The sequence below is a fragment of the Aeromonas cavernicola genome (genome assembly GCF_002795305.1).
Lineage (GTDB): Bacteria > Pseudomonadota > Gammaproteobacteria > Enterobacterales > Aeromonadaceae > Aeromonas > Aeromonas cavernicola.
In genome coordinates this window covers 16170-41729 of record NZ_PGGC01000027.1, presented here as the reverse complement: position 1 = coordinate 41729, position 25560 = coordinate 16170, and the positions used below count along the sequence as shown (strand labels likewise).

At 45.6% G+C, this 25560-nt stretch carries 20 protein-coding genes; 18 read left to right on the top strand and 2 right to left on the bottom strand.

Annotated elements, in window-relative coordinates:
* The first annotated feature begins 574 nt into the window (after positions 1 to 574).
* The 17 genes from CUC53_RS03470 (at position 575) to CUC53_RS03395 (ending at position 19824) form a co-directional block, all read left to right on the top strand.
* Positions 575 to 1906: a hypothetical protein gene (locus CUC53_RS03470; protein WP_201796709.1), complete on the top strand. Its 1332-nt coding sequence runs from the start codon at positions 575 to 577 to the stop codon at positions 1904 to 1906.
* Positions 1906 to 3789 carry an asparagine synthase (glutamine-hydrolyzing) gene (asnB, locus tag CUC53_RS03465; protein ID WP_100292862.1) on the top strand — a complete coding sequence of 628 codons (1884 nt, stop codon included), beginning with the start codon at positions 1906 to 1908 and terminating at the stop codon, positions 3787 to 3789. The genes CUC53_RS03470 and asnB overlap by 1 nt, the downstream gene beginning before the upstream one ends.
* A 44-nt stretch (positions 3790 to 3833) precedes the next feature.
* On the top strand, positions 3834 to 4907 hold the full coding sequence (locus tag CUC53_RS03460) for a glycosyltransferase family 4 protein (RefSeq protein ID WP_167386674.1): 1074 nt from the start codon (positions 3834 to 3836) through the stop codon (positions 4905 to 4907).
* Entirely contained in the window at positions 4831 to 6015 is a 1185-nt protein-coding gene (locus tag CUC53_RS03455) for a glycosyltransferase family 4 protein (RefSeq protein ID WP_201796708.1), read from the top strand. Before CUC53_RS03460 ends, CUC53_RS03455 begins: the two co-directional genes overlap by 77 nt.
* Positions 6016 to 6022: 7 nt before the next feature.
* Positions 6023 to 6238, top strand: a complete 216-nt coding sequence (locus CUC53_RS19440) for a hypothetical protein (protein ID WP_272896748.1) — start codon at positions 6023 to 6025, stop codon at positions 6236 to 6238.
* On the top strand, positions 6235 to 6453 hold the full coding sequence (locus CUC53_RS19435) for a UDP-N-acetylglucosamine 2-epimerase (protein ID WP_272896747.1): 219 nt from the start codon (positions 6235 to 6237) through the stop codon (positions 6451 to 6453). Before CUC53_RS19440 ends, CUC53_RS19435 begins: the two co-directional genes overlap by 4 nt.
* Positions 6454 to 6528: 75 nt before the next feature.
* Positions 6529 to 7776: a glycosyltransferase family 4 protein gene (locus tag CUC53_RS03445; RefSeq protein WP_201796707.1), complete on the top strand. Its 1248-nt coding sequence runs from the start codon at positions 6529 to 6531 to the stop codon at positions 7774 to 7776.
* Positions 7777 to 7863: 87 nt separating this feature from the next.
* Positions 7864 to 8475 (top strand): sugar transferase, encoded by a 612-nt coding sequence (locus CUC53_RS03440; RefSeq protein WP_167386673.1) that lies wholly within the window; start codon positions 7864 to 7866, stop codon positions 8473 to 8475.
* Positions 8468 to 9094, top strand: a complete 627-nt coding sequence (locus CUC53_RS03435) for an acetyltransferase (protein ID WP_100292858.1) — start codon at positions 8468 to 8470, stop codon at positions 9092 to 9094. The genes CUC53_RS03440 and CUC53_RS03435 overlap by 8 nt, the downstream gene beginning before the upstream one ends.
* Before the next feature lie 26 nt (positions 9095 to 9120).
* Positions 9121 to 10296: a DegT/DnrJ/EryC1/StrS family aminotransferase gene (locus tag CUC53_RS03430; RefSeq protein WP_100292857.1), complete on the top strand. Its 1176-nt coding sequence runs from the start codon at positions 9121 to 9123 to the stop codon at positions 10294 to 10296.
* A gap of 64 nt (positions 10297 to 10360) precedes the next feature.
* Entirely contained in the window at positions 10361 to 12322 is a 1962-nt protein-coding gene (locus CUC53_RS03425) for a polysaccharide biosynthesis protein (RefSeq protein WP_100292856.1), read from the top strand.
* Positions 12323 to 12335: 13 nt separating this feature from the next.
* On the top strand, positions 12336 to 13244 hold the full coding sequence (gene rfbD, locus CUC53_RS03420; RefSeq protein WP_100292855.1) for a dTDP-4-dehydrorhamnose reductase: 909 nt from the start codon (positions 12336 to 12338) through the stop codon (positions 13242 to 13244).
* Positions 13245 to 13289: 45 nt separating this feature from the next.
* On the top strand, positions 13290 to 13820 hold the full coding sequence (gene rfbC, locus CUC53_RS03415) for a dTDP-4-dehydrorhamnose 3,5-epimerase (protein ID WP_100292854.1): 531 nt from the start codon (positions 13290 to 13292) through the stop codon (positions 13818 to 13820).
* Between the two features lie 51 nt (positions 13821 to 13871).
* The gene (locus CUC53_RS03410; protein ID WP_100292853.1) at positions 13872 to 14960 is read left to right on the top strand and encodes an LPS O-antigen chain length determinant protein WzzB; all 1089 of its coding nucleotides are present in this window, start codon (positions 13872 to 13874) and stop codon (positions 14958 to 14960) included.
* 346 nt (positions 14961 to 15306) lie between these two features.
* Positions 15307 to 18246: a sensor domain-containing phosphodiesterase gene (locus CUC53_RS03405; protein ID WP_100292852.1), complete on the top strand. Its 2940-nt coding sequence runs from the start codon at positions 15307 to 15309 to the stop codon at positions 18244 to 18246.
* Positions 18247 to 18311: 65 nt separating this feature from the next.
* Positions 18312 to 19109 carry a pyruvate formate lyase 1-activating protein gene (gene pflA / locus CUC53_RS03400; RefSeq protein ID WP_100292851.1) on the top strand — a complete coding sequence of 266 codons (798 nt, stop codon included), beginning with the start codon at positions 18312 to 18314 and terminating at the stop codon, positions 19107 to 19109.
* A gap of 73 nt (positions 19110 to 19182) precedes the next feature.
* Positions 19183 to 19824: an energy-coupling factor ABC transporter permease gene (locus CUC53_RS03395; RefSeq protein ID WP_100292850.1), complete on the top strand. Its 642-nt coding sequence runs from the start codon at positions 19183 to 19185 to the stop codon at positions 19822 to 19824.
* 111 nt (positions 19825 to 19935) lie between these two features.
* Here CUC53_RS03395 and CUC53_RS03390 read toward each other — a convergent pair whose 3' ends face one another.
* Positions 19936 to 21306 carry an amino acid permease gene (locus CUC53_RS03390; protein WP_100292849.1) on the bottom strand — a complete coding sequence of 457 codons (1371 nt, stop codon included), beginning with the start codon at positions 21304 to 21306 and terminating at the stop codon, positions 19936 to 19938.
* A gap of 535 nt (positions 21307 to 21841) precedes the next feature.
* The gene (ppsR, locus tag CUC53_RS03385; protein ID WP_100292848.1) at positions 21842 to 22654 is read right to left on the bottom strand and encodes a posphoenolpyruvate synthetase regulatory kinase/phosphorylase PpsR; all 813 of its coding nucleotides are present in this window, start codon (positions 22652 to 22654) and stop codon (positions 21842 to 21844) included.
* 330 nt (positions 22655 to 22984) lie between these two features.
* Between ppsR and ppsA the strand changes: the two genes are divergently transcribed.
* Positions 22985 to 25366, top strand: a complete 2382-nt coding sequence (gene ppsA / locus CUC53_RS03380; RefSeq protein ID WP_167386672.1) for a phosphoenolpyruvate synthase — start codon at positions 22985 to 22987, stop codon at positions 25364 to 25366.
* Positions 25367 to 25560: the final 194 nt, after the last annotated feature.

Below are 25560 nucleotides of genomic sequence, written 5' to 3'. Positions count from 1 at the left end.
TAGTATATTTAAAGTACCTTTTATTTTCCGTGGTGACTACGATAATGATGCTGATTATCAATTTGAGCATCTAGTTATTAGGAAACTTAAAATGTTGAAGATATGACAATAGGCATATATTGGTCAATGTCAAAGTGATGTATGATACTTTGCAAAGACCTGCAACAATTAAGCTGAAATTATCGCGTCTCAGTTATATATATCTGCTCTGAAGAAAGTATAATCGGGTGGTCTAGAGCATAGGGAGCAACCAACTACAATGCAAGTTTCGTCAAAAAGAGGAGATGAACTATGATTGGACCTTTAGGCTATACAAATAGGCTTAGTTCTCGCTTCACCACTTTCCATTAATGCCCAGTTTTTGACTCAGTGGCACAAAAATAATTTGATTTTATTCAGGCGTTAGTAGTTGTGGAAGGTAAGGCGATTTTTAGTTAGGTTTAACTGTTGCTGCAGAAGTAAAGATGAGGCAGCGTTCAAAACGCAGTCAGTAGATCAGTGGGTTTGGCATGATTTTTATTTTCATTGTGATGAACCTGGTGATATTTATTGGCGAATACTTTGGCATTAACTTATGAAAATAAACACTTCAGGTTTGTTGGTTTTATTTTTTGGAATTCAGATCTCATTTTTTATTCTTTACTTAAACTCCAACATTGTAAATGTGGGGGAAATGGGTACTGCATTACCTCTACTGATAGGTTATGTTGTTTTTTCACTTATCTTAATTTTGGCTATTTGGATTAAAAAAAATATTCATTTACGCATTCACTTTATTATATTTTCATTTTTAATCGTCTGGACGTCTGTCAGAGTAACTATTGATCTTGGTGACATGGAGTATCTTAAGCAAATAACTATAGCCACAACTGGAGGGATGCTTCTTTTCTACTTTTTAGGTGCTTTTCTCAGTATTACTTATCAGAGTTCACTTGTTAATAATTACAATGGTGGGATTGCGCAATTTGTTTTGACAGTTTTTTTCATACTTCAAATATGGACGCTATATAATTTTTCACACCGGTTACATCCACACTTATTTTATCTTCTTAATATTGATGGTAGTTACCAAAGGGCTGGCGATTTTCTATCGATTTCATTTATTATTTTTTCTTATTTCTATCTGGCCTATATTTTCACACGAATAGGTCGGATGGTTAGTAAAATAGCTGTTGTTTTTTGGATGTTTACTTATACGGTTTCAACGTTAATGGCACTGGTTAGTTCTCAACTTTTTGGATCTAACAGTGCCACAGCAGTTATAATTGGTGTGTATTTGATTACTTTTGTTATGGCATTGATTATACCCAAAAAAGCTATGTTGTTGAGTTATCTAAGACAGCAATTAGTGTTACCTTGGCGGAAACAATTAATAAAACAGTTTGGGCTGATGGCAATATTTGTGGGGGGGGGAAGTATATTGCTCGTGGTTGCTATTATTAGCGCAACAAATTTTGATATAACCAGCTTACGGTTACTAGGGTTTGGGACGGGTACTAATTCATCTTTATCGAGTCGAGTTGAAATACTTTTAGAAACAGGAGTTAACCAACTTGGTTATGCCCCTATATTAGGAAATATGAACGTTGCTTATATAACGACAGGTGATTCAGGACTAACTCTGCATAGCTTCTTTCCTTATGTCATGGCTAATTTAGGGCTGGTAGGCTTAACACTTGTACTCATGATTTTCACTAGTATTATATTTCAGCTATATTATGAAGCTCGGCGAGGTAAATATACTGGGTTTATTAGTTATAAATTGAATATGGTTGCTCTTTATTCAATGTTTATTTTTATCTATATACTTTTTTTTGCCAATATTGCGACAGGCGTGTCTTGGTCTGTTCTCTGGTTTACGCTTGGTTTTATCTCCAAGCCTTTTTATTTTAGTGAGCGTGTATAATGTGTGGTTTTCTTGGTGGTTTTTTTGAAAGTAGTAAAGATGAGATATTATTGAATAGTGCTCTTGAATTAATACAACATCGTGGTCCAGATCATAGTTCATTTTGTGAGTGTCAGGTTGATGATGGATTTCTATACTTAGGTCATACACGTTTGTCGATCATTGATCTAAGTGACTCTGCGGTACAGCCTTTTCACTCGCAGTGTGGTCGATACATGCTTATATTTAATGGTGAGATATATAATTACAAGGAACTTCGCGTTGAGTTAGCAGCTTTTGGCTTTACTTTTAAGACCGATTCCGATACAGAAGTGCTATTAAATGCGCTAAGTATGTGGGGGGTTGAATGCCTGCCTAGATTGATCGGTATGTTCTCATTCGTCTTTTATGATAAAAAAGAAAAAAGATTATTGCTTGTTAGAGATGCCTTCGGTATTAAACCGTTCTTTTATTCTATCAAAGGTAATGAAATCACTTTTAGTTCGGAAGTCAGAGCACTGCTTAGACTAAATGATGAAAAAGCTAAGCCTAACTTGCAACGTGCTTACGATTACTTGGTGCATGGTGACTACGATTCAAATCAAAATTCATTTGTAGACGGTGTAATGCATTTATTGCCTGCGCACTATTTTACTTTTGACTTAAAAAACAAAACTGCTACTAGACCAGAACGATGGTGGCATCCTGATATCAATACGAATGAGAACATTAGTTTTGATGATGCAGTTATTCAACTGAGATCACTGTTCTTAGATAGTGTTAAGCTACACCTCCGAAGTGATGTTCCATTAGGTGTTGCTTTATCAGGTGGGATCGACTCATCTTCAGTTGTATCCGCTGTGCGATATTTAGAACCTAATATTCAGCTTAATACCTTTAGTTATATCGCTAGCGATGAAAGAATTTCAGAAGAAAAATGGGTTGATATAATAAATGATAAAATGAAGGCAATAGGACATAAAGTCATTGCAGACCAAAATGAAATGATAGCAGATTTTGATGATATGCTTATTAAACAAGGAGAACCATTTGGTGGAACTAGCATTTATGCTCAGTATCGGGTCTTTAAATTAGCAAAGCAAAATGGCATCACGGTTACGTTAGATGGCCAAGGTGCAGATGAACTCCTGGCTGGTTACTCCGGTTATCCTGGTCATCGGTTATTGAGTATTCTTGAAACGGAAGGTTTAATTACTGCGCATCGGTATGTGAAACGTTGGTCAAAGTTTCCAGGGAGAAATTACTTTCTAGCTTGGAAATACCTCGCTAGTGTTAGGTTGCCACAGTGGTTATATGTTATTGCAAGAGAGAAGATGGGGCGAAAGTTTCAACCCAAATGGCTAAATATTGACTACTTAGCTAAAAATAATGTGAATTTTATAAATAATCGTGATGAACTTAGCACACATAATAAAGGGAAACGAGTAAAAGAAGCATTAGCTAATTCTTTAATGAATAGAGGTTTGCCATCATTGTTGCGTCATGGTGATCGCAACTCAATGGCATTCTCGATAGAAAGTCGTGTGCCATTTCTAACATTACCACTAGCAGATTTTCTGTTGTCACTTCCGGAAAGTTATCTAATTTCAGACGATGGGGTGACAAAACACGTATTCAGAGAAGCGATGCGCGGAATAGTACCAGATGAACATTTGGATCGTAAGGATAAAATTGGTTTTGAGACGCCAGAATATACTTGGCTTTTAAATATGGCTGATACTATCATAACATGGATTTACGAATCACCAGATCTAGCATTTATTAATAAACAAGAGTTGATTAATGAGTTTGAAAGCATTGTCTCTGGTCAACAGGCATTTGATCGAAGAGTATGGCGCTGGGTTAATTATTTACGCTGGTGCACTCTAGTGGGTGTTAAATGAGAATCACTAATTTAGTATTAAACGATTTTACTAATGATAGTCGTGTGTTGAAAACATCTTTATCTCTCATGTCTTTTGGGTTTGATGTTAAAGTGGTAGCATTACACAGCGACGGTTTATTGATAAATGAAAATGTAAGTGGAGTGAGTGTTAACAGAGTCTCCTTAATGACGAGGAGATGGCCTAAAAGTATTTTTTTTCAACTGATTAAGTTAGTTGAATTTATAATTCGTTTTAGTCTTTCCTATAGAAAAAGTGACATTTTACATTGTAATGATTTAAATGGACTTTTTGTTGGCGTCATTTGTAAATGCACTAGGCCTGCCATTAAATTGATCTATGATTCTCATGAATTTGCAATTAATGATATTCCTAACCAATCAGCTTGGTCCATAAAGTTTAAAAAATTTCTTGAGGGCATATTAATAAATTTTGCATGTAGAGTTATTAATGTTAGCGATTCTATTGCGAATGAATACTCCCATATTTATAATATTCCAAAGCCTTATTTAGTTATGAATTGTCCTCTCTATCATGAGCAATCTAAGCGTAATTTGTTTCGTGAATATTTTGGAATAAGGTCAGATCAAACGATTTTTCTATATCAAGGTGGATTGACTCAAGGCCGAGGTATTGAGCTATTGCTAGAAGCTTTTTCTGATATTGAATCAGATAAAAATGTATTGGTTTGTATGGGATATGGGCCACTTACTAATCTAATAAAAGATAGCTCCAGACTGCAATCAACTATCTTTTATCATCCTGCGGTCAGCCATGAAGTGTTGTTAAATTACACTAGTTCGGCTGATTATGGTGTTTCTTTTATTGAAGATTCTTGTTTAAGTTATCGTTTTTGCTTACCAAATAAGATATTCGAGTATCTTATGGCTGGTTTACCCGTATTAACGTCCAATCTCTTCGAGATGAAACGTTTAGTCGAAAATGAGGGTGTGGGGATCGTTGCTGAAGATAATACGGTAGATGGCTTTAGAAAAGCGGTTACGGAATCCCTAAATCAAAATTATGAAACGATTCAAAAAAATGTTTTCGTTGCGCGAAAAAAATACTGTTGGCAACAGCAAGAAAAAGTACTCAGAGAAGTTTATCATGCGATTTAATCTAAAAGTAACTCACCTTACTTCCGTCCACTCGCGTTTCGATACGCGTATCTTTTTAAAAGAGTGCTGCTCACTTGCTACTCACGGTTACTCAGTTGCCTTGATTGTAGCCGATGGAAAAGGCGATGAAAGCAAGTCGGGTGTTGCTATTTATGATGTGGGCTTATCTAAAGGTCGTTTAGATCGTATCCGTCATGCCCCTGGCCGAGTATTAGAAAAGGCGCTTGAATTGAATGCGGATATTTATCACTTGCATGATCCTGAGCTGATCCCGATTGGTTTAAAGCTAAAGAAATTAGGCAAGACGGTGATTTTTGATGCCCATGAAGATGTGCCCAAGCAACTGCTAGGCAAGCCTTATTTAAATATGCCAGCAAAATGGTTTCTATCTAAAAGCTTTGCTATTTTCGAGCATTGGGCTTGCCGTAAACTCGATGCGGTCGTGGCTGCCACGCCCTTTATTCGTGATAAATATCTAAACATAGGCATAAAGTCGATAGATATCAATAACTACCCCTTGTTAGGTGAATTAGCAACGGTGAGTACCAATTTGCCGGATAAAAAGTGCCAGGTTTGCTATGTAGGGGGGCTGGCGCAAATACGTGGCATAGATGAAATTGTTCAAGCGATAGCCATTTCGCTAGCTTCAGCGAGATTAGCCATCGCGGGTAGTTTTCGTGAATCTGATTTTGAGGTAAAGATCAGAGCAAGAAATGGGTGGTCTCAGGTAGATTTTTTGGGTTGGCAAGATCGTAATGGAATTCGTAAAACACTCAATGAATCTGTAGCTGGTTTAGTTACGTTGCATCCGATAATTAATTATCTGGATGCTTTGCCGGTAAAAATGTTTGAGTATATGGCGGTAGGCTTGCCTGTCATCGCTTCTGATTTTCCTTTTTGGAAAGAAATTATCGAAGATAATCAGTGCGGATTATGTGTCGATCCATTAGATCCGCAAGCTATTGCCAACGCGATTGATTATTTAGTTACGCATCCACATGAAGCTGAAATGATGGGGCGTAATGGCCAACAAGCGGTGCAGCAAAAATATAATTGGACTATTGAAGAATGCAAACTGCTCGATTTTTATCAATCATTGAATAAATGAGCCAACTATGCAGACAAGCTTAACCGTTATCGGTGCACGTCCGCAGTTTATTAAAGCCTGTGTCGTTTCACGGGCGATGGCACAGCACAGTGGGCTGACAGAAATTATTGTGCATACCGGTCAGCACTTTAATGCCTATATATCGGAAATCTTTTTATCCAACGGGGCATCCCTAAGCCGGATGTTCAGCTTGATATTCATGGCGACAACCACGGTGAGATGACAGGTAAAAAGGTGGCTGAAATTGAGCGGGAGCCATTAGCTCATAAACCGGATCGTGTTTTGGTATATGGCGACACGAACTCTACCTTGGCAGCAGCTAAATTGCATATTCCGGTCGTGCATGTTGAAGTAGGGGCTAATGAATTGGTCGGTACTGACTCCGCGCGTATTAGCGTATTATTGCCGCCGCAACCCGCCACCTTGGTCGAAAAATAGAAGATATCCAATAACTTTATGGCGGCGGTCAAGTAGCGCTGCGTGTTGTTGATGTATTGGCCGCAGGAGGCTGTGATGAATAGCAATGTGATGAATGTAGCGACCAAAACCGCCTGGATAATTAATCAATATGCGTCAACACCAGCCACCGGAATCGGTGGACGGCATTATTATTTAGCGCGAGAGTTGGTAAAGCAAGGCTATCAGGTTTATCTGATAGCCTCCTCGGCAAATCACTTATTGCATCATAAACCTGAAATCAATCAACCTTATAAAGTTGAACAGGTGGATGGTGTTGATTTTGTTTGGGTTAATATGCCACAGTATAGTGATGCACACAGCAAGCGACGGGCATTAAGCTGGTTTGTTTTTGCTTGGCGTTTGCAAGGGTTGGTTAATGTTTTAACAAAACCAGATGTTATTCTCTATTCATCCCCATCTCCCATTGCTTTTCTAGGTGCAGAGTGGTTAACCAATAAATTCAATACGCGATTGGTCTTTGAAGTGCGTGATATTTGGCCGTTAACCTTGACTAAAATTGGTGGATATTCAGCTAAACATCCATTTATTAAAATAATGCAGTGGATAGAAGATCGCGCTTATCACCGCGCTGATGCAGTGATATCAAATTTAAAAAATTCCGTCGAACATATGGTTTCGCGTGGTATGTCACGGGAAAAGTTTAGCTGGATCCCTAATGGTTTTTCACTCGATGAAGTGAATAAAAACGTGCCGCTGTCGGATTCTGTGTACCAGCAATTGCCACAAGATAAGTTTGTTGTCGGTTATACCGGGACTTTAGGCGTTGCCAATGCGCTGGATACCTTTATCTTGGCGGCAGACAAATTACGTGAGCATACCGATATTGTGTTTGTTTTGGTCGGTGGTGGCAAAGAAAAAGCTTCGTTACAGGCAATGGTATCGAGCAAGAGACTTCATAATGTCATTTTTATTGAACCTATTCCTAAAGTAAAAATTCAAGCAATGTTAAGTTATTTCGATGTCTGTTATATTGGTTGGTTGAATGATGATCTTTATCGTTTTGGTGTCGGGGCTAATAAAATACCGGAATATTTATACTCTGGTAAGCCAGTCTTGCATGCTTATTCAGGTGCCTGTGATCCCATCACTGAATATGGTGCCGGCATTCAAGTTTCTGCTGAAAATGCCCATGAATTAGCCCAGGCAGTGTTAAAGTTGTATCACCTGCCGATGGGGGATCGAACATTATTCGGTGCTAATGGCCACAAGGCTGCAATGGCGCAGTACGAGTATGGCCAACTGGCTCAACAATTGGCAAAGGTGATATTTTTAGCTAACTAGCAATCACTATTAATAGTGATTGCTGAAGGAAGTTTATTATTGGTTATATAATTTCCACATCGTCTTCTTAAATTTAGTGATAAAATAATGAAAAGACTCTTTGATTTCATTGTCTCCTTTTGCGCTCTATTATTATTTTCCCCTGTTATCGCCTTAGTGGCCTGGAAAGTTCGAAAAAACCTAGGTTCCCCTGTGTTGTTTCGACAAACGCGACCTGGCATCTATGGCAAACCTTTTGAGATGGTGAAGTTTCGCACCATGAAAGATGCAACGGATGTACAGGGTAACATTTTGCCGGATGCTGAGCGAATGACGTCGTTTGGCAATAAGCTGCGTAGCAGTAGTTTGGATGAATTGCCAGAGTTGTGGAACGTATTAAAAGGTGATATGAGCCTTGTCGGCCCTCGGCCACTGCTTATGCAATATTTGCCGCTCTACAGTTCTGAGCAAGCGCGTCGCCATGAAGTTCGTCCTGGTGTGACTGGTTGGGCACAAATTAATGGCCGCAATACCCTAAGTTGGGAAGATAAATTCAAACTAGACGTATGGTATGTGGATAACCATTCATTGTGGTTAGATTTTAAAATATTGCTATTAACTTTTAAAAAAGTAATTTTTAAGGAAGATATATCTGCTAGTGATCATGTTACTATGGCTCCATTTATTGGTAATATAAAGCAAGGTGAATACCGTGACTAAGTGTGCAATTTTAGGTGCAAGTGGTCATGGTAAAGTTATTGCCGATATGGCAGAGCTTAATGGGTATACAGAAGTTCATTTTTTTGATGATCGATGGCCACAGTTGAATAGTATTGCACATTGGTCAGTTAAAGGTGATACCCCTCATTTATTAGATTCAGTATCAACTTATGATCTAGTCACAGTGGCGATAGGCCATAATACTATACGTTTGAATAAACTAGAGTTATTAAAAAACGCGGGTGCAAAGCTAATGCCATTAATTCATCCCAGCGCAAGTGTTAGTCGTTATGCTAATTTAGGGCAGGGTTCAGTTGTAATGGCAAATGCAGTTATTAATGCTTTTGTATCTATCGGCATCGGGGCAATTATCAATACATGTGCAAGTGTTGATCATGACTGTGAACTGGCGGATGGTGTGCATATTAGCCCAAATGCTAGCCTAGCAGGATCCGTTCATGTAGGTAGATTAAGTTGGATTGGTATCGGTGCCCAAATTAAGCAACTGACTCGTATTGGTCATGAAGTCGTTATCGGTGCTGGTGCGACTGTTATTCGTGATGTCCCTGATTTTGAAGTGGTTGTTGGCACTCCCGCCTCTACAATCTCACGTAAATAATAATTGTCGATAATAAGGAATATACCGTGTTAAATACTGCATTTTCCCCTTGGCCTTCTTTTACGCAAGAAGAAGTTGATGCGGTGAGCAGGGTGCTACAGTCTAATCAGGTTAATTATTGGACTGGTACGGAATGCCGTAAATTTGAGCAGGAGTTTGCGACATGGGTTGATACTAAATATGCAGTTGCACTTGCTAATGGCACTCTTGCTCTTGATTTAGCGCTTAAAGCATTAGGTGTGGGAGCTGGCAATGATGTTATTGTTACTCCACGTACTTTTTTAGCCTCTGCTTCTGCAATAGTGACTGCTGGTGCTAATCCTGTATTTGCCGATGTTGATCTTAATAGCCAAAATATTACCGCTGATTCAATTCGTGCCGTGCTAACGCCTCGTATTAAAGCGGTGATTGTCGTGCATTTGGCGGGTATGCCTGCAGATATGGACCCAATAATGTCTTTGGCTGCAGAGTTTGGCTTTTATGTGATAGAGGATTGTGCACAGGCACATGGTGCCAAATATAAAGGACGTTCCGTAGGGTCAATTGGTCATATTGGGGCTTGGTCATTTTGCCAAGATAAGATTATGACCACGGGTGGCGAAGGCGGTATGGTCACCACGAACAGTGAGGCTCTTTGGCAAGCCATGTGGTCTTATAAAGATCACGGTAAAAGTTATGATGCTGTTTATCATAAACAGCATGCACCAGGTTTTCGTTGGGTGCATGACAGTTTTGGTACCAATTGGCGTATGATGGAGATACAAGCGGTAATTGGGCGTATTCAGCTTGCACGCATGAATAATTGGACCGCTGCTCGTATAGAAAATGCCGCTAAACTCGATGCGATAGCATCTGTATATCCCCTGCTCCGTGTAGTTCATGTTCCTGATTATGTTATTCATGCAGAATATAAGCACTATTTTTTTGTTAAGCCTGAACTTTTAGCTCCTGGCTGGAGTAGGGATAAAATTATTGAGGAAATAGTATTACGTGGCGTGCCTTGTTATCAGGGAAGTTGTTCAGAAGTTTATTTAGAAAAGGCATTTAACAATACTCCTTGGCAACCTGTAGAGCGTCTTCCTAATGCTAAGATATTAGGTGAAACTAGCCTAATGATGTTAGTTCATCCCACATTAACTAAAGATGAGATAGCGAAGTCATGTAATGTACTAGCTGAAGTTTTATTATTAGCTAGCAGTTAGATTTCGTGGTTATAGATACGCTTCTTATTCATGCTTATGCCTGTTTTTAAATTAAGGTGAAATAATGTTTTCGATATTTCTTAGCCTCCCCAGAATATATAAGCGAACTATTAGCGTATTGGTTGATCTGCTCTTGCTTACGCTATCTTTTTGGGGTGGCTATTGGGTTAGACTTGATGCAAAAACACCATTGCAAAGCCTCATGCATTGGCAGATGTTGGCATTATTATTACCAATCACCATTATTATATTTATGAGGCTTGGTCTTTACCGAGCTGTATTACGCTACGTTGGCTTTAAAGTACTGTGGACAGTCTCGTTAGGCGTTTTTATATCAACAATGTCATTGGTAATTCTTGCCTTCTTTATGGAGGTTACATTACCAAGAACAGTATCGTTGATTTATTTTTCCTTTGCGCTGTTGTTAGTCGGTGGCATACGTTTATTTTTCAGAGCATTAATACATCACGGTCAATCTAAAAAAATAGCAGTTTTAATTTATGGTGCTGGTGCATCTGGACGACAATTGCAGTTAGCATTAAATCAGGGGAAGGAGTTTTTTCCTGTTGCATTTATTGACGATGAGCCGACTTTACGTAAAACAGTCATTCAGGGGATTAGTGTATATAGCCCTGACTGGGTTGGTGAGTTAATCCAGCGTTTCGAAATAAAGAAAATTTTATTAGCGATGCCAAGCGCGTCAAGAGCTGTACGTCAGGATGTTCTTCGTAGGTTAGAGCATTTTCCCTGTGAAGTTCTCTCTATCCCTGGTATGGCAGATCTGGTTGCAGGCAAAGCACATATTGATGAGCTTAAAGAAGTTTCTATTGAGGATTTACTAGGACGAGATCCTGTAGACCCGATACCAGAATTGCTTAATGCCAATATTACAGGAAAGCGAGTAATGGTGACTGGTGCTGGGGGATCTATCGGATCAGAACTGTGCCGTCAAATTATTCGCTGTCAGCCAGCAAAATTAGTATTATTTGAACTTTCTGAATATGGATTATATGCCATAGATAAAGAGCTTAATGAACTATGTCGTGCCGAAGGTTTACTTGTTGAGATTGTTCCTTTACTCGGATCTGTGCAAAGACAACATCGTTTACAGGCAGTGATGAATAGTTTTCAGATCCAAACTGTCTATCATGCTGCTGCTTACAAACACGTTCCATTAGTTGAATATAACGTTGTAGAAGGTGTGCGTAATAATGTCTTTGGCACGCTTTATTGTGCCCAAGCTGCGATTAGAGCACAGGTCGAAACCTTTGTATTAATTTCAACCGATAAAGCTGTTCGTCCAACTAATACGATGGGGACTACGAAACGTTTGGCTGAACTCGTGTTACAAGCATTATCATTAGCTCAAAGCAAAACCAGATTTTGTATGGTGCGTTTTGGTAATGTATTAGGATCTTCTGGTTCGGTTGTGCCACTGTTTCGCAAGCAAATTCATAATGGCGGACCTCTGACCGTAACTCATCCAGATATTATTCGTTATTTTATGACAATTCCCGAGGCATCACAGCTCGTGATCCAAGCGGGGGCAATGGGACATGGTGGCGATGTATTTGTCTTAGATATGGGTGAACCCGTCAAGATAATAGATCTTGCTCATCGCATGATTCGGTTGAGTGGCCTGACACTGAAGAATGAACAAAAACCTCATGGTGACATTGAGGTAAAAATTACTGGATTACGGCCAGGTGAGAAACTCTATGAGGAGTTATTGATCGGTGAGCAGGTTGAAGGAACCGCGCACACTAGAATAATGAGAGCATCAGAGCAAATGGTCCCATGGTCAGAGCTGCGGCTCTTTCTAATAGAATTAGACGGCGCATGTCATCGCTTTGATCACGAAGGAATTCGTAGTTTATTATTACAAATACCAGCGGGATTTAATCCATCAGATGGAATTTGTGATCTTGTTTGGAAGGAAAGAGAGTGTGTGCAAAGTGAACCATCACAGGGTGTCATAGATGATCTTGGCTTTTTAAATTCTGGTGCTAATCTTTCTGTTCATTAATTAGGGGGGTCATGTGTATCTTAAGTCAGTGATATTACTTGGTATAAATGGTCAGTTAGGAAAGGCACTCGTTGCAGAAATTAAAAAAGATAGCTGTGTAAGTGCCGATTTCTTTATAGAAAAAATATATAAAAATAATATTTCTAGCATTATCAATAATGCTGTCTTTACCAAAAATGCCCAAGTCATTATTAATGCAATCGCATATACTTCTGTTGAGCATGCAGAAAATAAGCCAGACGAAGCAGTGATGTTAAATTATAAAGTCGTATCGGAGTTGTCTTATATTGCAAAGCAACGTGACTTGTTATTAGTACATTTTTCGACGGACTATGTTTTTGATGGCAGTGGTCAAACACCTTGGAGTGAGGGCGATACTCCAAACCCATTAAACATCTATGGTCAAAGTAAATACTTAGGTGAGCAGGCCATTATTAACAGTGGTTGTCGCTACCTTATTATTCGTACTAGTTGGCTACATAGCCCTTGGCGCAATAACTTTCTCAAAATGATGCTCCGTTTGGGAGTGACTCAACCTGAGTTAAGAGTTGTTTCCGATCAGTTTGGAGCCCCAACATCAGCGATAATGCTGGCAGAAATGACGCTACTCGCGATTAAGCGTGTATTAGCTGACCCTTCACTTTGTGGTTTATATCATATGACAGCCAGCGGTGAGACGAGTTGGTATGAATATGCCCGCTTTATTTTTCACCAAGCGCATGAAATAGGGCTATGCACTAATATACCGAGGATAATACCTGTCACGAGTGAACATTATCCCAGTATCGTTAAACGGCCGCTTAATTCACGACTTGATTGTTCTCTTTTTACCCATGTATTTGGAAAGCCGCTCCCTAAATGGCAAACTGGTGTCATTGAGACGCTGCAGTGGTTACATATAAATCCAGACCTTATATTATGACTATCCTCTTTAATTCTTACAGTTATCATCCGATAGTATTTATTTATGCAGTATAAATCGCTAGCGTTACCAGATGTGATACTTATTACACCTCATATTCATCGAGATGTTCGTGGTTCTTTTCAGGAGTGTTTTCGCGAAAGTGAATTTAAAATATATTGTGGTCATTATCACTTTGTTCAAGATAATATAAGCCGTTCGAAAAAAGGGACATTACGAGGTCTACATTATCAAAAAAATAAGCCTCAAGGAAAATTAATTCAAGTTATTACCGGTCGTATTTTTGATGTTGCGGTAGATATGCGACCTAACTCCATCACCTATGGTCAGACTGTAGGTTATATACTTGATGCTGACCAAGGTGAATTATTGTGGATCCCACCTGGTTTTGCTCATGGCTTTTATGTTATGAGCGATCATGCAGATATTCATTATAAATGTACCGATTACTATAGCGCTGAGGATGAGTGTGCTATTCACTGGAATAGCCCGAAGCTAAATATTGCATGGCCTTTGTTAAAGGAGCAAAGGTTATATCTGTCTGAGCGAGATTTAATCGCACCCAATTTTAGTTGATGAGTGTAGTTATATTTTTATACCAATATTAGCTGATAATAGAGAGATAGTATGAACGATAAAGTTCCTTCAATTCCCCCGCAGTTGATGCACACGGTATCTTCTGATGAAATTGATTTACGAGAGTTGGTGTTAGTGCTATGGCGGCATAAAACCTTTATTTTACTGGTTACAATCTTATTCACTGCTATTGGTATCAGTTACGCGTTGACTGCACGCCAAGTATGGGTGAGTCAAGCTGTGATCACTTCCCCTTCCATTGAGCAGTTGAATACCCTGAAATTAGATATCGATAAACTCTCTAGCACTATTCCATTGGAGTTGATGAATCAAATAGACTTGTCTGAATTTAGCAAAGCAGAGTTATATAAAAGCTTTATTTACACTTTTAATAGTATTGATAATAAACGTCAGTTTTTTGAAGAGCGAGGAATTATTGCTGAAGAGCTGAGTAAAAAAGATGACGGCGATGAAAAACATAAAAAAGCACTGGTTAATCGATTAAGTGAGGGGGTTATCGCTAAGCTTGCCGATAAGACCAGTAATGATATGACGCTTTCTTTTTCTGCTGATACCGCAGTGTTAGCTAAGCAGCGACTGCAGGATTATATTGCGTTTACGCAAAAAAAACAGACCTTGGATAAGTATTCAGCGCTCAATTATATTATTAAAAATAGAGTCGACACCTTAACTATTAAATATGACAACCTTAAAACGGATACGCTTAAAACACTGCAAGACAATATTAATCGGATTCAATATAGTTTGCGTATTAGCCAAGCGGCTGGGGTAGAAAAACCACTTGAGCGAACTTACAGCGGTAGCGAGCTTTTTAATATTGATTTAGGTAGTAAAGCGTTAGCTGAAAAATTAAAAGTGTTTGAAGAAATCAAAAACCCAGAGTTATTAGATCCTAAGTTAGGGCAAATTCGTCTCCGGCTCGATAGCCTGAAATCGTTAAAATTAACACCTGTCCCCTTTTACTCTTTTCAGATGCTCGGCTCACCTGAGGAACCGCTGACGCGCGATAAACCAAAACGTTCGTTGATTGTGGTGCTCGCTACATTACTCGGGGGGATGCTAGCTGTGGCCATCGTATTAGTACGCCATGCCTTTCGTAAGCCTGCCGCTCAGCAGTAATATTATCCGCTAGTCATTCTCTGCTAGTCATGATCTGCCAGTAAAAGTAGCGTGCTGATGGATGAAATAGATCTTCAGCTCGCCGCTTTTTCACTCCTCGATATTCATATCGACATTTATCTTGGTAATACCCGCGATAACATTCCACTTGCCTTGTGACATGCCATGTTTTCTTGGCTACCAGCACGTCTGTCATGGCAATGATGTTGGTGTGTTAACTGCATGAGCATTGATTTCACTAACCTGTTGCTCAATGCCGAGTAATAACCCTCTTTTGGTGGCTGGGATGTTAGGCTATTCTGGCCACCACAATGTGCCATCGAATTAACAGGATGCAGCTTTATTCATGTCGTCCACTGCGCTTAGTTCTCGCCTTCCAGCTAGTCAAACTCCACTGTTTTTCCGTTTGGACAAGCGCGGCCAGCGATTGGTGGCGCTAACCGATGTGATGCAAACCCCGCTTTACTGGCTGGATGAGCCCAGAGCCCCTTGGCCTAATCAGTTGCCTGATGCGTTACGCCTGCCTATCGAGCAAGCACTGCTGCATAGCCAAGGGGGACGGCTGACGCTGCGCTTTGCTGACTTGCTCTGGCATATCACCTTTGCCCATGAACAGGGGGATTTTTGGCTCATCTGCTTGCAGACTCAGCGCCAAGGGCCGATCGCCGATCTTAGGCTGCAGCTGCCCAGGCTGAGCCAGATGGCGAGCCAGCAGCAATATGTCTTGTTGCTTGAGAGCCTCAAAGAGATGTTAGGGGCTGATAGGGTTATCTTTTGGCACTACCAAGCCAGTAGCACCCTAGGAGGGGAGCAACTGACGCCGGTGTTTAGTTTAGGGACTGAGCCGCTGTCACCAATACGGGGTGACAGCCGTTATATTCGCGCCCTGCGTACGCGAAAGTCACTGCGTTTTTCAGAGTCCTCTCACCAACCGATGTTAAGCCAGCACACCTATTTGGCTGCGGCGGGTGTCAGCTCTCGATTAGATGGCGCCTTATTAGAGCAGGGGCAGCTACTTGGGGTGTTGAGCATCGAGTATCTCGATCCCACCCCCTTGGGCGATGAGATGCTGCAGCTGGTGCGCAGCTGTGCTCAGTTGCTTGGCCACTGGCAGCCGGTGGCGGCGTCTGAATTGGCGAACGAGTTGGTGTTGCCAGCAGTGTTATCGCAATTGACGGGCTTACCTTATTGCCAAGCCTTGCTGCAATGGGCCATCACCACCAGTGGTGCCCGAGTCGGTTGGATTGGCGAGTTTCAACCCAGAGGTGAGTTGCTGTGGTGCCATCAGCGCTGTATTTGGCCACAGACGGGCACAGATGGGATCACCCCCAGTCAGCTCGATGCTGGCCCTGAGCGTGACATATTCCTGCATGGTCAAGCGATCTATATCGATCAGATCCGGCTACGTTATCCCCAAGCGACTCGACTACTGGCGTTTAATACCCCTGTTTATATCGGTATCCCGCTTTATCTGGATAAAAAGGCGCCAGTGGGCGTGTTAACGCTGCTGCTCGATCATCCATTGAGCGATCCCATGCCACTGCTTGATTTGCTCAGTAGCCAGCATGAGCGGGCGGCCAGTGAAGTGCAGCGGCTGAGCAGCGATGATGCGTTGAGATTGGCGGAGGTGGCATTTCAAACCCACGATGGCCTGCTGATCCTCGATCGCAATGGCGCGATCCTCAAAGCGAATCGCTCTTTTTGCCGTATTACCGGTTTTAGCGAAGAGCAGGTCATTGGCCGCACGATCGATCTGCTTCGTCCCACCTATTATGGCGATAACTTCAAGGCCGATGTGCTACGCACCCTAGAGATGCAAGAGTGCTGGCTGGGGGAAGAGCGCTGTTTGCATCAACAGGGCCACCTTTTTCCAGTCCGGTTGATGGTCAGCCGGGTTAAGGAGCCGCAGGGCGGGGTGACCCACTTTATCTGCAGCTTTTACGACATGACCCAAGAGCGTGAAGCGGCCAAACACATTGAGCAACTTGCCTACTATGACGATTTAAGCGGTCTCTATAACCGTCGTAGTTTTAACCAAACCCTGCAAGCGACCCTCAATGCTGCCAATGATCAATGGGGCGCCTTGCTGTTGGTGGATCTTGATAACTTTAAAGCGATCAATGACTCATTGGGTCATGCGTGCGGGGATCGGCTATTGCAGGCGGTGGTGGCGCGCTTTCAGGATTTACCGCAAGACAATCTCGTGCAAGCTCGGATCTCTGGGGATGAATTTGCGCTGTTATTCACTCAGTTAGGGCAGGGGGAGGTGACGGCCAAGATCCTTGCCGAGCATTTCGCCCGCGAGTTAATGCGGCTGTTCAGTACGCCATTTGACATCGGTGATCACAAATTGCACTGCAGTGCCTCGGTGGGTATCAGTCTCTTTTCCTGCCGTGAGCAGGATCACTGGACCTTAATGCAACAGGCAGATACGGCTACCCACATGGCTAAGCGGGCAGGCCAAGGCAGCTATGTCTTCTTCACTGAAACCATGGCTGAGCAGGAAAGACACCGCTTAACCCTGACCAATCAACTCCGCAATGCCCTGCGCCTGAATGAGTTATCACTTCACTATCAGCCCCAGTACCGGGTCGATAATGGCTCCCTATATGGGGTGGAGGCACTGCTACGCTGGCAGCGGGCCGATGGCACCATGGTTTCCCCTGCCGAGTTTATCCCCATCGCCGAGGAGACCAGCCTGATCCTGGAAATTGGCTACTGGGTGATGAAAACCGCCTGTGCCCAATACAGCTTCTGGCTGAACCAAGGGCTCTGCATTCCCCATCTGTCGGTTAACGTCAGTGCTCGTCAGTTCCATACCCAAGGGTTTGTGCAGCAAGTGGAATATATTCTGCGCGATACCGGTGTACCGCCCTCCCGCTTGCTACTTGAGGTGACCGAGTCGGTGGTGCTTGAAAATCGCCGCGACAGCATCGCGCGAATGCGCCAACTCAAAGCGCTTGGCATTCTTATCTCTATCGATGATTTTGGCACCGGCTACTCCTCGCTTGCCTATTTGCGGGATCTCCCCGCTGACGAGGTCAAACTAGACCGCAGCTTTATCCAGACCCTGGTGAACAGCGAACAGGATCGCGCCATCGTCAAGGCGATTCTCGACTTGGCTCAGGTCTTTCGTTTTACCGTCACGGCAGAAGGGGTTGAAGAGACCGCCCAACTGGAGGTGCTCAAGATATTGGGGTGCCAACATTACCAAGGCTTTCTGACCAGCCGACCACTGACCGTCAACGGACTTGAACAGCTACTTTGTCCCACCGAGGCTGACTAAAGGTATAGGAACAATAGGGATTTTTGGCATAAAATGGCGGCCTGACCGAACCGTTGGAGTTGTCTATGTCTGTCACGAACCCGATCCCTGTTGCGAATATCAGCGAACCAGCCGAGGCGCCAGGCGTCATTGGCCGAGTTCACTCTGTTGAAACCTGCGGCACGGTGGATGGTCCCGGCATCCGGTTTATTGTGTTTATGCAGGGCTGCCTGATGCGCTGCAAGTATTGCCACAACCGCGATACGTGGGATACGCAGGGCGGTCGAGAGATGACCGTGCCCGAGCTGATGAGTGATATCACTAGTTATCGTCACTTCATGAATGCCTCTGGCGGCGGCGTGACAGCATCCGGTGGCGAGGCCATGTTGCAGCAAGCATTTATTGCTGAGCTGTTTGCCGCCTGCAAAGCAAAAGGCATTCACACCTGTCTTGATACCAACGGTTTTGTCCGGCAGATGGATGAGCAGGTTGATAAGGTGCTCGACAACACCGACCTCGTATTACTCGACATCAAGCAGATCAACGATGACAAACACATCCCGTTGACCCACGTGAGCAATAAGTACACCTTGGAGTTTGCCCGCTATCTGGCGGCGAAAGGCAAAACCATGTGGATCCGCTATGTGGTGGTGCCGACCTGGACTGATGATGAGCAGAGTGCAGAAGCATTAGGTCAGTTCATCGCCGAACTGGGGGAGAGTGTTGAGAAGGTGGAGCTGCTGCCTTATCACGAGCTGGGTAAACACAAATGGGATGTCTTGGGTGATACCTATGATCTGACGGGGATCAAACCGCCGAGCAAAGAGACCATGGATCGGATCCAAGGCATTATTGGTCGCTATCACCACAACGTGAAGTATTGATTTACCACTGGGCCGCTCTCGTTTGCAAGGCAGCAGCGGCTTAGGTTATCTCCACTTGCCCGAGTAAACGCGCATGAGTGAAGGACAACTCGCCGCCCTCATCTGCTGGCTCATATTGCTGCTGTTGAGCCTTCATCGTTCAGTGTGGCAAACACTCCACGACAATCCCCTTTATCAGCACCTGTTGCTGGGCTGTGCCATTGCACTGGTGCCACTTTGGTATCTACGGGCAGGGCTGCATGAGGGGCTAGAAGTGCATTTTCTCGGGCTTACCTCCCTTACCTTGTTGCTGGGCTGGCGATTAGCGCTGCTGGCCCCTTGTCTCACTCTGCTGGTGCTTGGTTACTTCGGGGTCACCAATTTGGCTGACTTCGGTTGGCAAGGGCTGATCGGGATTGCCCTGCCTGTGGCCACTAGCTGGCTGCTGTTCCTGGCCAGCTGGGCCTTTCTACCGCGTCACCTGTTTGTCTATATCTTTGTTGCTGCGTTTCTTGGCGGGGCGGTGACTATCACCGTCAAAGTAGTGGCCAGCGCCTTGCTGATGGGCCTTGGCGGCAGCTACCCTTGGCATACCATCCTGGCCGATTACCTCTCTGTCTGGCCTCTACTGCTGTTTCCCGAAGCGCTGCTCAATGGCATGGCGATGACCGTGCTGGCCATCTATCGGCCCCACTGGGTCTATACCTTTTTTGATCGGGAATATCTGGGGCGTTAATGGGGGGAGTGTGGCCCACGCAGGGCGCCCGCTTATTATCTGAACGGATAACGTGAACTAGCTGACAAAACGCCGATCATCTGATCGGCGTTTTAGCATCTTGGCTTGGGATCAATTGTGCTTAGCGTGGGCTTGGCTCTGACGTTTGATCATAAAACCGATACCCAGTACTACCAGCCAGACCGGAATCAGCTCAACCGAGATCCGAGTGCCGTCATTGAGGTACATGATGACCAAGATGGCAGCCATGTACGCAAGGCACAGATAGTTACCAAACGGACTCCATAGTGCTTTGAACTTTGGCTCCTTTCCTTTTGCTAGCATGTGGTTGCGAAACTTGAGATGCGCGAGGCTGATCATGGCCCAGTTGATAACCAATGCAGAGACCACCAAGGACATCAACAGACCAAAGGCTTTACCCGGGATCAAATAGTTGATCAGCACACACAGTAAGGTGGCTGCTGCAGAGATGGAAATGGCGACCAGCGGCACACCACTCTTGTTGGTTTTGAGTAGCGCTTTGGGGCCATTACCTTGTTTAGCCAAGCCAAATAGCATCCGGCTGTTGCAGTAAACACAGCTGTTATAGACCGACAGGGCGGCTGTCAGCACCACCAAATTCAGGGCGTTGGCGACGAGGTTGCTGTCGAGGGCATGGAAAATCATCACGAAAGGGCTACCCCCTTCTGCTACCTTGCTCCACGGATAGAGTGACAGCAGCACAGTCAGGGCTCCGATGTAGAAGATCAAAATCCGGTAGATCACCTGATTGGTGGCTTTGGGAATGCTCTTTTCTGGGTCATCGGCTTCGGCGGCGGTGATCCCTACTAGCTCGAGTCCACCGAAGGAAAAAGTGATAAACGCCATGGCCATCACTAATCCACCGACCCCATGGGGGAAGAAGCCACCTTGAGCCCAGAGGTTGGTCACGCTAGCTTCAGGGCCTGCGGTATCGGAGAGCAGCAGGTAGCCACCAAAGCCAATCATGCCGAGAATAGCGACCACCTTAATGATGGCAAACCAAAACTCCATCTCACCAAACGCCTTAACGTTGGAGAAATTGACTGCGTTAATCAGGACGAAGAAGAAAGCAGCAGACATCCAGGTCGGGATCTCGGGCCACCAATATTGGACGTAGATACCCACAGCGGTCAGCTCCGCCATGCTGACGAGCACATAAAGTACCCAGTAGTTCCAGCCGGACGCAAAGCCAGCAAAATTGCCCCAGTATTTACAGGCAAAGTGGCTAAAAGAGCCTGCAACGGGCTCTTCCACTACCATTTCACCGAGCTGGCGCATGATCAAGAACGCGATAAAGCCACCGATAGCATACCCCAGCAGCACCGCTGGTCCCGCCATTTTCAGGGTATCGGCGACCCCGAGAAACAGGCCGGTGCCAATGGCGCCGCCCAGCGCGATGAGCTGGATGTGGCGGTTTTTTAAGCCGCGTTTGAGCTCTTCACCCTCTTGTTGAAGATCCATATTCTGCCCTTAACCTCTGACGTTATAGTTTGCCCCTCTTGCGGCGTCCCTCACCTGATACAGGATGAACACGGGGGAAATCTGTATTTATTTCGTTACGGAATGCTATTCGCCATTTTTTTCTAATGGCTAGCAAGCGCAGAAGAATAGTGATCATCCGCCACTTATGCACCTTTTTTCATGGTGTAATGGCTGTATTTTTAACAAAATGTAGCGTTTTTATGATCTCAGTAAGCTTTTTATGGTGACCGTCGCTTTTTTGCTCAATCGAATTAGATTTCGTTGACATTGCTGATTGCTGCTGGATTTTCAGCTGGCTATCAGAGCGGTGCGGAGAACAAGACACCATTGATGTACCCACTCGAATCGTTATGTCGGCCAAAAAGCCAGATGTGATGATAAACGGCCGTACTAATCGAAGACCGACAGGGAGAGGTTGTTGCATTAAGGTCTTAAATCAATCTGCGCCAGTTGATAGGTGGATAGCACTGGCGCACTTTTTTATCGGATGTGACGGTGTAGCTGGCAAGTTGGCTTAACAGAGCTGGCGACGCAGGCCGGTCGCCTCTAGGATTTTGGCGCTAATCTCTTCGACCGAGTGGGAGCTGGTATCGAGAAAACGGATCGCCTCTTGGCGAAACAGCCGCTCGACGCAGGCCAGCTCCTGCTCGCACTGCTCGATCGAGGAGTAACGGCTGTTGGCGCGGCGTTGGTTGCGGATCTCGTGTAAGCGCAGGGGGGCGATGGTGAGGCCAAACAGCTTGTGGCGATTGGCTTTGAGCGCCGCAGGCAGTGCGAGGGAGCCCATGTCTTGTTCGATAAACGGGTAGTTGGCGGCGCGAATACCAAATTGCAGCGCCAGATAGAGGCTGGTGGGGGTTTTGCCGCAGCGCGACACCCCGATTAGGATGATGTCGGCTTCGTCGTACTCCTTGGTGGTGATGCCATCGTCGTTGGCCAACGCAAAGTTGACCGCCTCAATACGATCGTCATAGAGCTTGCGGTTCTCCATACCGTGGGTGCGGTGGGGCTTGGGTTCAGCTTTGATGCCCAGCTCCTGCTCCAAGGGGCTGACGAAGGTGTTGAGAAAATCGTGGCTACTGGCCTCGGCTTTGAGTACCTCTTCGCGCACCAAGGGGTCAACGATGGTATGGAACAAGATCGGGCGCAGCCCCGTCTGGCGAAACTGCTCGTTGATCCGCAGTCGCACTTGGCGGGCCTTTTCTTGGGTCTCGACAAATGGGATGGTGACTTGCTCGAACACCAGAGGAAACTGGCTTAATACCGCATGGCCGAACACTTCGGCGGTGATGGCTGTGCCGTCTGAAACATAAAAAACCGTGTGCACACGAGGCTCCTGTTACATGAATCTAAGGTTCTGGGATGGGCTGTACCCATCGAAACCATACCAGTTTTGTCAACGGGTCTGCTGTAGCCAAGTTGTGACGCCGCTTGCAAATCTGAATCGTTATATTTTTGTATCGACATTGTAGAATGTTTGGGTCATTTGACGATCCCCTGACTTGCACGGGGATTTTTTTGGCTGCCAAAGGAAAACGTTTTCAAGGTTGTTGATTCGTGCGTTGACAAACAGCAGGCTTGGATAATTGGGCAGCTTATACACCGATAATAGTGGGCGCCCAAGGTGTGATGGCCAAGCGCCCATCCAACAGGAGACATGCAAGTGCAACAGTACGTAGTGTGGTACGAGCAACTCGGTATGCATGATGTAGAACGAGTGGGCGGCAAGAACGCATCCCTTGGTGAGATGATCAGCAATCTAGCGGGGGCCGGTGTATCGGTGCCGGGTGGCTTTGCCACCACGGCGTTTGCGTTTAACGAGTTTCTTGAGTCCAGTGGCCTCAACAGCAAAATCCACCATCTGCTTGATAACTTAGATGTGAACGATATCGCTGCCCTAAATCAGGCCGGTCAGCAGATCCGCGACTGGGTGATTGAGGCCCCATTCCAGAGTGCGTTGGAGCAGGCGGTGCGTAGCGCCTATCAGCAGCTGAGCGCAGGCTTAGGGGAGGCCTCGTTTGCGGTGCGCTCTTCTGCCACCGCTGAGGATATGCCGGATGCCTCCTTTGCTGGCCAGCAGGAGACTTTCCTCAACGTGCGCGGCATCGATGCCGTGATGATCGCCATCAAGCATGTATTTGCCTCCCTGTTTAACGATCGCGCCATCTCCTATCGGGTGCATCAAGGTTACGACCACAAAGGGGTGGCTCTCTCGGCTGGGGTACAGCGGATGGTGCGCTCGGATCTCGCCGCCTCTGGCGTGATGTTTACCCTCGATACCGAGTCGGGTTTTAACGACGTGGTCTTTATCACCGGCGCTCACGGTCTTGGCGAGATGGTGGTGCAGGGGGCGGTTAACCCGGATGAGTTCTATGTACATAAACCCACTCTCAAGGCGGGTCGCCCAGCGGTGGTGCGCAAGAGCTTAGGCTCGAAACTGCTCAAGATGACCTATTCCGCCGATGCCAGCCATGGCCGTCAGGTGCAGATCGCCGATACCGATGAGGCCGAGCGCAGCCATTTTTGCATCAGCGATGAGGAGGTGATGGCGCTGGCGCAACAGGCCCTCATTATCGAGCAGCACTACGGCCGCCCAATGGATATCGAGTGGGCCAAAGATGGTCAGGATGGCCAGCTCTATATCGTGCAGGCGCGCCCGGAAACCGTGCGCAGCCGCCAGGAGGCTAACACCCTCGAGCGTTTTGCCCTCAAGCAAGCGGGCAAGGTGCTGATCGAGGGGCGGGCCATCGGCCACAAGATTGGCGCGGGCCCGGCGCGGGTCATCTCCTCCATCAGCCAGATGGACGAAGTGCAACCCGGCGATGTGCTGGTCACCGACATGACCGACCCGGACTGGGAGCCCATCATGAAGCGGGCCTCCGCCATCGTCACCAACCGGGGCGGCCGCACCTGTCACGCCGCCATTATCGCCCGTGAGCTGGGCATTCCGGCAGTGGTCGGCTGTGGCAACGCCACCGATCATATCCAACCGGGCCAGCGGATCACCGTTTCTTGTGCCGAAGGGGATACCGGTTTTATCTATGACGGCGAGCTGGACTTCGATGTGGCGGTGACCGAGGTGGGCAACATGCCACAGCTGCCGATCAAGATCATGATGAACGTCGGCAACCCGGACCGGGCGTTTGATTTTGCCCAGCTACCTCATGCTGGGGTGGGGCTGGCGCGCCTTGAGTTCATCATCAACCGGATGATCGGCGTGCACCCCAAGGCCTTGCTGGAGTTTGACCAGCAAACGCCAGAGCTCAAGGCCACCATCGCCAAGATGATCGCCGGTTACGACAGCCCGCGTGAGTTCTACGTCGCCAAGTTGAGCGAAGGGATCGCAACCCTCGCTGCTGCCTTCTGGCCGGAGCGGGTGATCGTGCGGATGTCGGATTTTAAGTCCAACGAGTACGCCAACTTGGTGGGGGGACGTGATTACGAGCCTCATGAAGAGAACCCGATGATCGGCTTTCGTGGCGCGTCGCGTTATATCGCCGACAGCTTCCGCCCCTGTTTTGCCCTCGAGTGCGAGGCGATCAAGCGGGTGCGCGATGTGATGGGGTTAACCAACGTCGAGATAATGATCCCCTTCGTGCGCACCGTCAGTGAGGCCGTACAGGTGATCGACATTCTGGCAGAAAACGGCCTGCGCCGTGGCGAACGGGGGCTTAAGGTGATCATGATGTGCGAGATCCCAAGCAACGCCCTGTTGGCTGACCAGTTTCTTGAACACGTGGATGGTTTTTCTATCGGCTCCAACGACATGACTCAGCTCGCGCTCGGACTTGATAGGGATTCGGGGCTGATTGCCCACCTGTTCGACGAGCGCAACGAGGCGGTCAAGGCGCTGCTGTCGATGGCCATTCAGGCCGCGCGCAAGGCGGGCAAGTACGTGGGGATCTGCGGTCAGGGGCCATCGGATCACCCGGACTTCGCCGCCTGGCTGGTGGAGCAGGGGATCGATTCGGTGTCGCTGAACCCTGATACCGTGGTCAATACCTGGCTCTATCTGGCACAGCAGCACAAGGTGCGCTAAACCGCTATTGCCTGTTTGCCGATCCTGATGAGATGGCGCCTGCGGGCGCCATTTTTCACCGCGGAAACTGACGTGTCCCGCTAGTGTGACGATATGGGGCCAAATAGGCGCGCTGGCGCATGTTTTTACACTCCGTTACATCTGCTTGCTTTGCAACCACCCCATACTGGTCCCGCCATTGCGATATGGGGGCT

Bases quoted from the DNA above. Each gene is read 5' to 3' on its own strand.
- rfbC (WP_100292854.1), top strand. From the start codon at position 13,290: ATGCAGTATAAATCGCTAGCGTTACCAGATGTGATACTTATTACACCT.
- CUC53_RS03395 (WP_100292850.1), top strand. From the start codon at position 19,183: ATGAGTGAAGGACAACTCGCCGCCCTCATCTGCTGGCTCATATTGCTG.
- CUC53_RS03445 (WP_201796707.1), top strand. From the start codon at position 6,529: ATGAATAGCAATGTGATGAATGTAGCGACCAAAACCGCCTGGATAATT.
- CUC53_RS03440 (WP_167386673.1), top strand. From the start codon at position 7,864: ATGAAAAGACTCTTTGATTTCATTGTCTCCTTTTGCGCTCTATTATTA.
- CUC53_RS03405 (WP_100292852.1), top strand. From the start codon at position 15,307: ATGTCGTCCACTGCGCTTAGTTCTCGCCTTCCAGCTAGTCAAACTCCA.
- CUC53_RS19435 (WP_272896747.1), top strand. From the start codon at position 6,235: ATGACAGGTAAAAAGGTGGCTGAAATTGAGCGGGAGCCATTAGCTCAT.
- CUC53_RS03425 (WP_100292856.1), top strand. From the start codon at position 10,361: ATGTTTTCGATATTTCTTAGCCTCCCCAGAATATATAAGCGAACTATT.
- ppsA (WP_167386672.1), top strand. From the start codon at position 22,985: ATGCAAGTGCAACAGTACGTAGTGTGGTACGAGCAACTCGGTATGCAT.
- asnB (WP_100292862.1), top strand. From the start codon at position 1,906: ATGTGTGGTTTTCTTGGTGGTTTTTTTGAAAGTAGTAAAGATGAGATA.
- CUC53_RS03410 (WP_100292853.1), top strand. From the start codon at position 13,872: ATGAACGATAAAGTTCCTTCAATTCCCCCGCAGTTGATGCACACGGTA.
- CUC53_RS03455 (WP_201796708.1), top strand. From the start codon at position 4,831: ATGTTTTCGTTGCGCGAAAAAAATACTGTTGGCAACAGCAAGAAAAAG.
- CUC53_RS19440 (WP_272896748.1), top strand. From the start codon at position 6,023: ATGCAGACAAGCTTAACCGTTATCGGTGCACGTCCGCAGTTTATTAAA.
- CUC53_RS03390 (WP_100292849.1), bottom strand. From the start codon at position 21,306: ATGGATCTTCAACAAGAGGGTGAAGAGCTCAAACGCGGCTTAAAAAAC.
- pflA (WP_100292851.1), top strand. From the start codon at position 18,312: ATGTCTGTCACGAACCCGATCCCTGTTGCGAATATCAGCGAACCAGCC.
- CUC53_RS03470 (WP_201796709.1), top strand. From the start codon at position 575: ATGAAAATAAACACTTCAGGTTTGTTGGTTTTATTTTTTGGAATTCAG.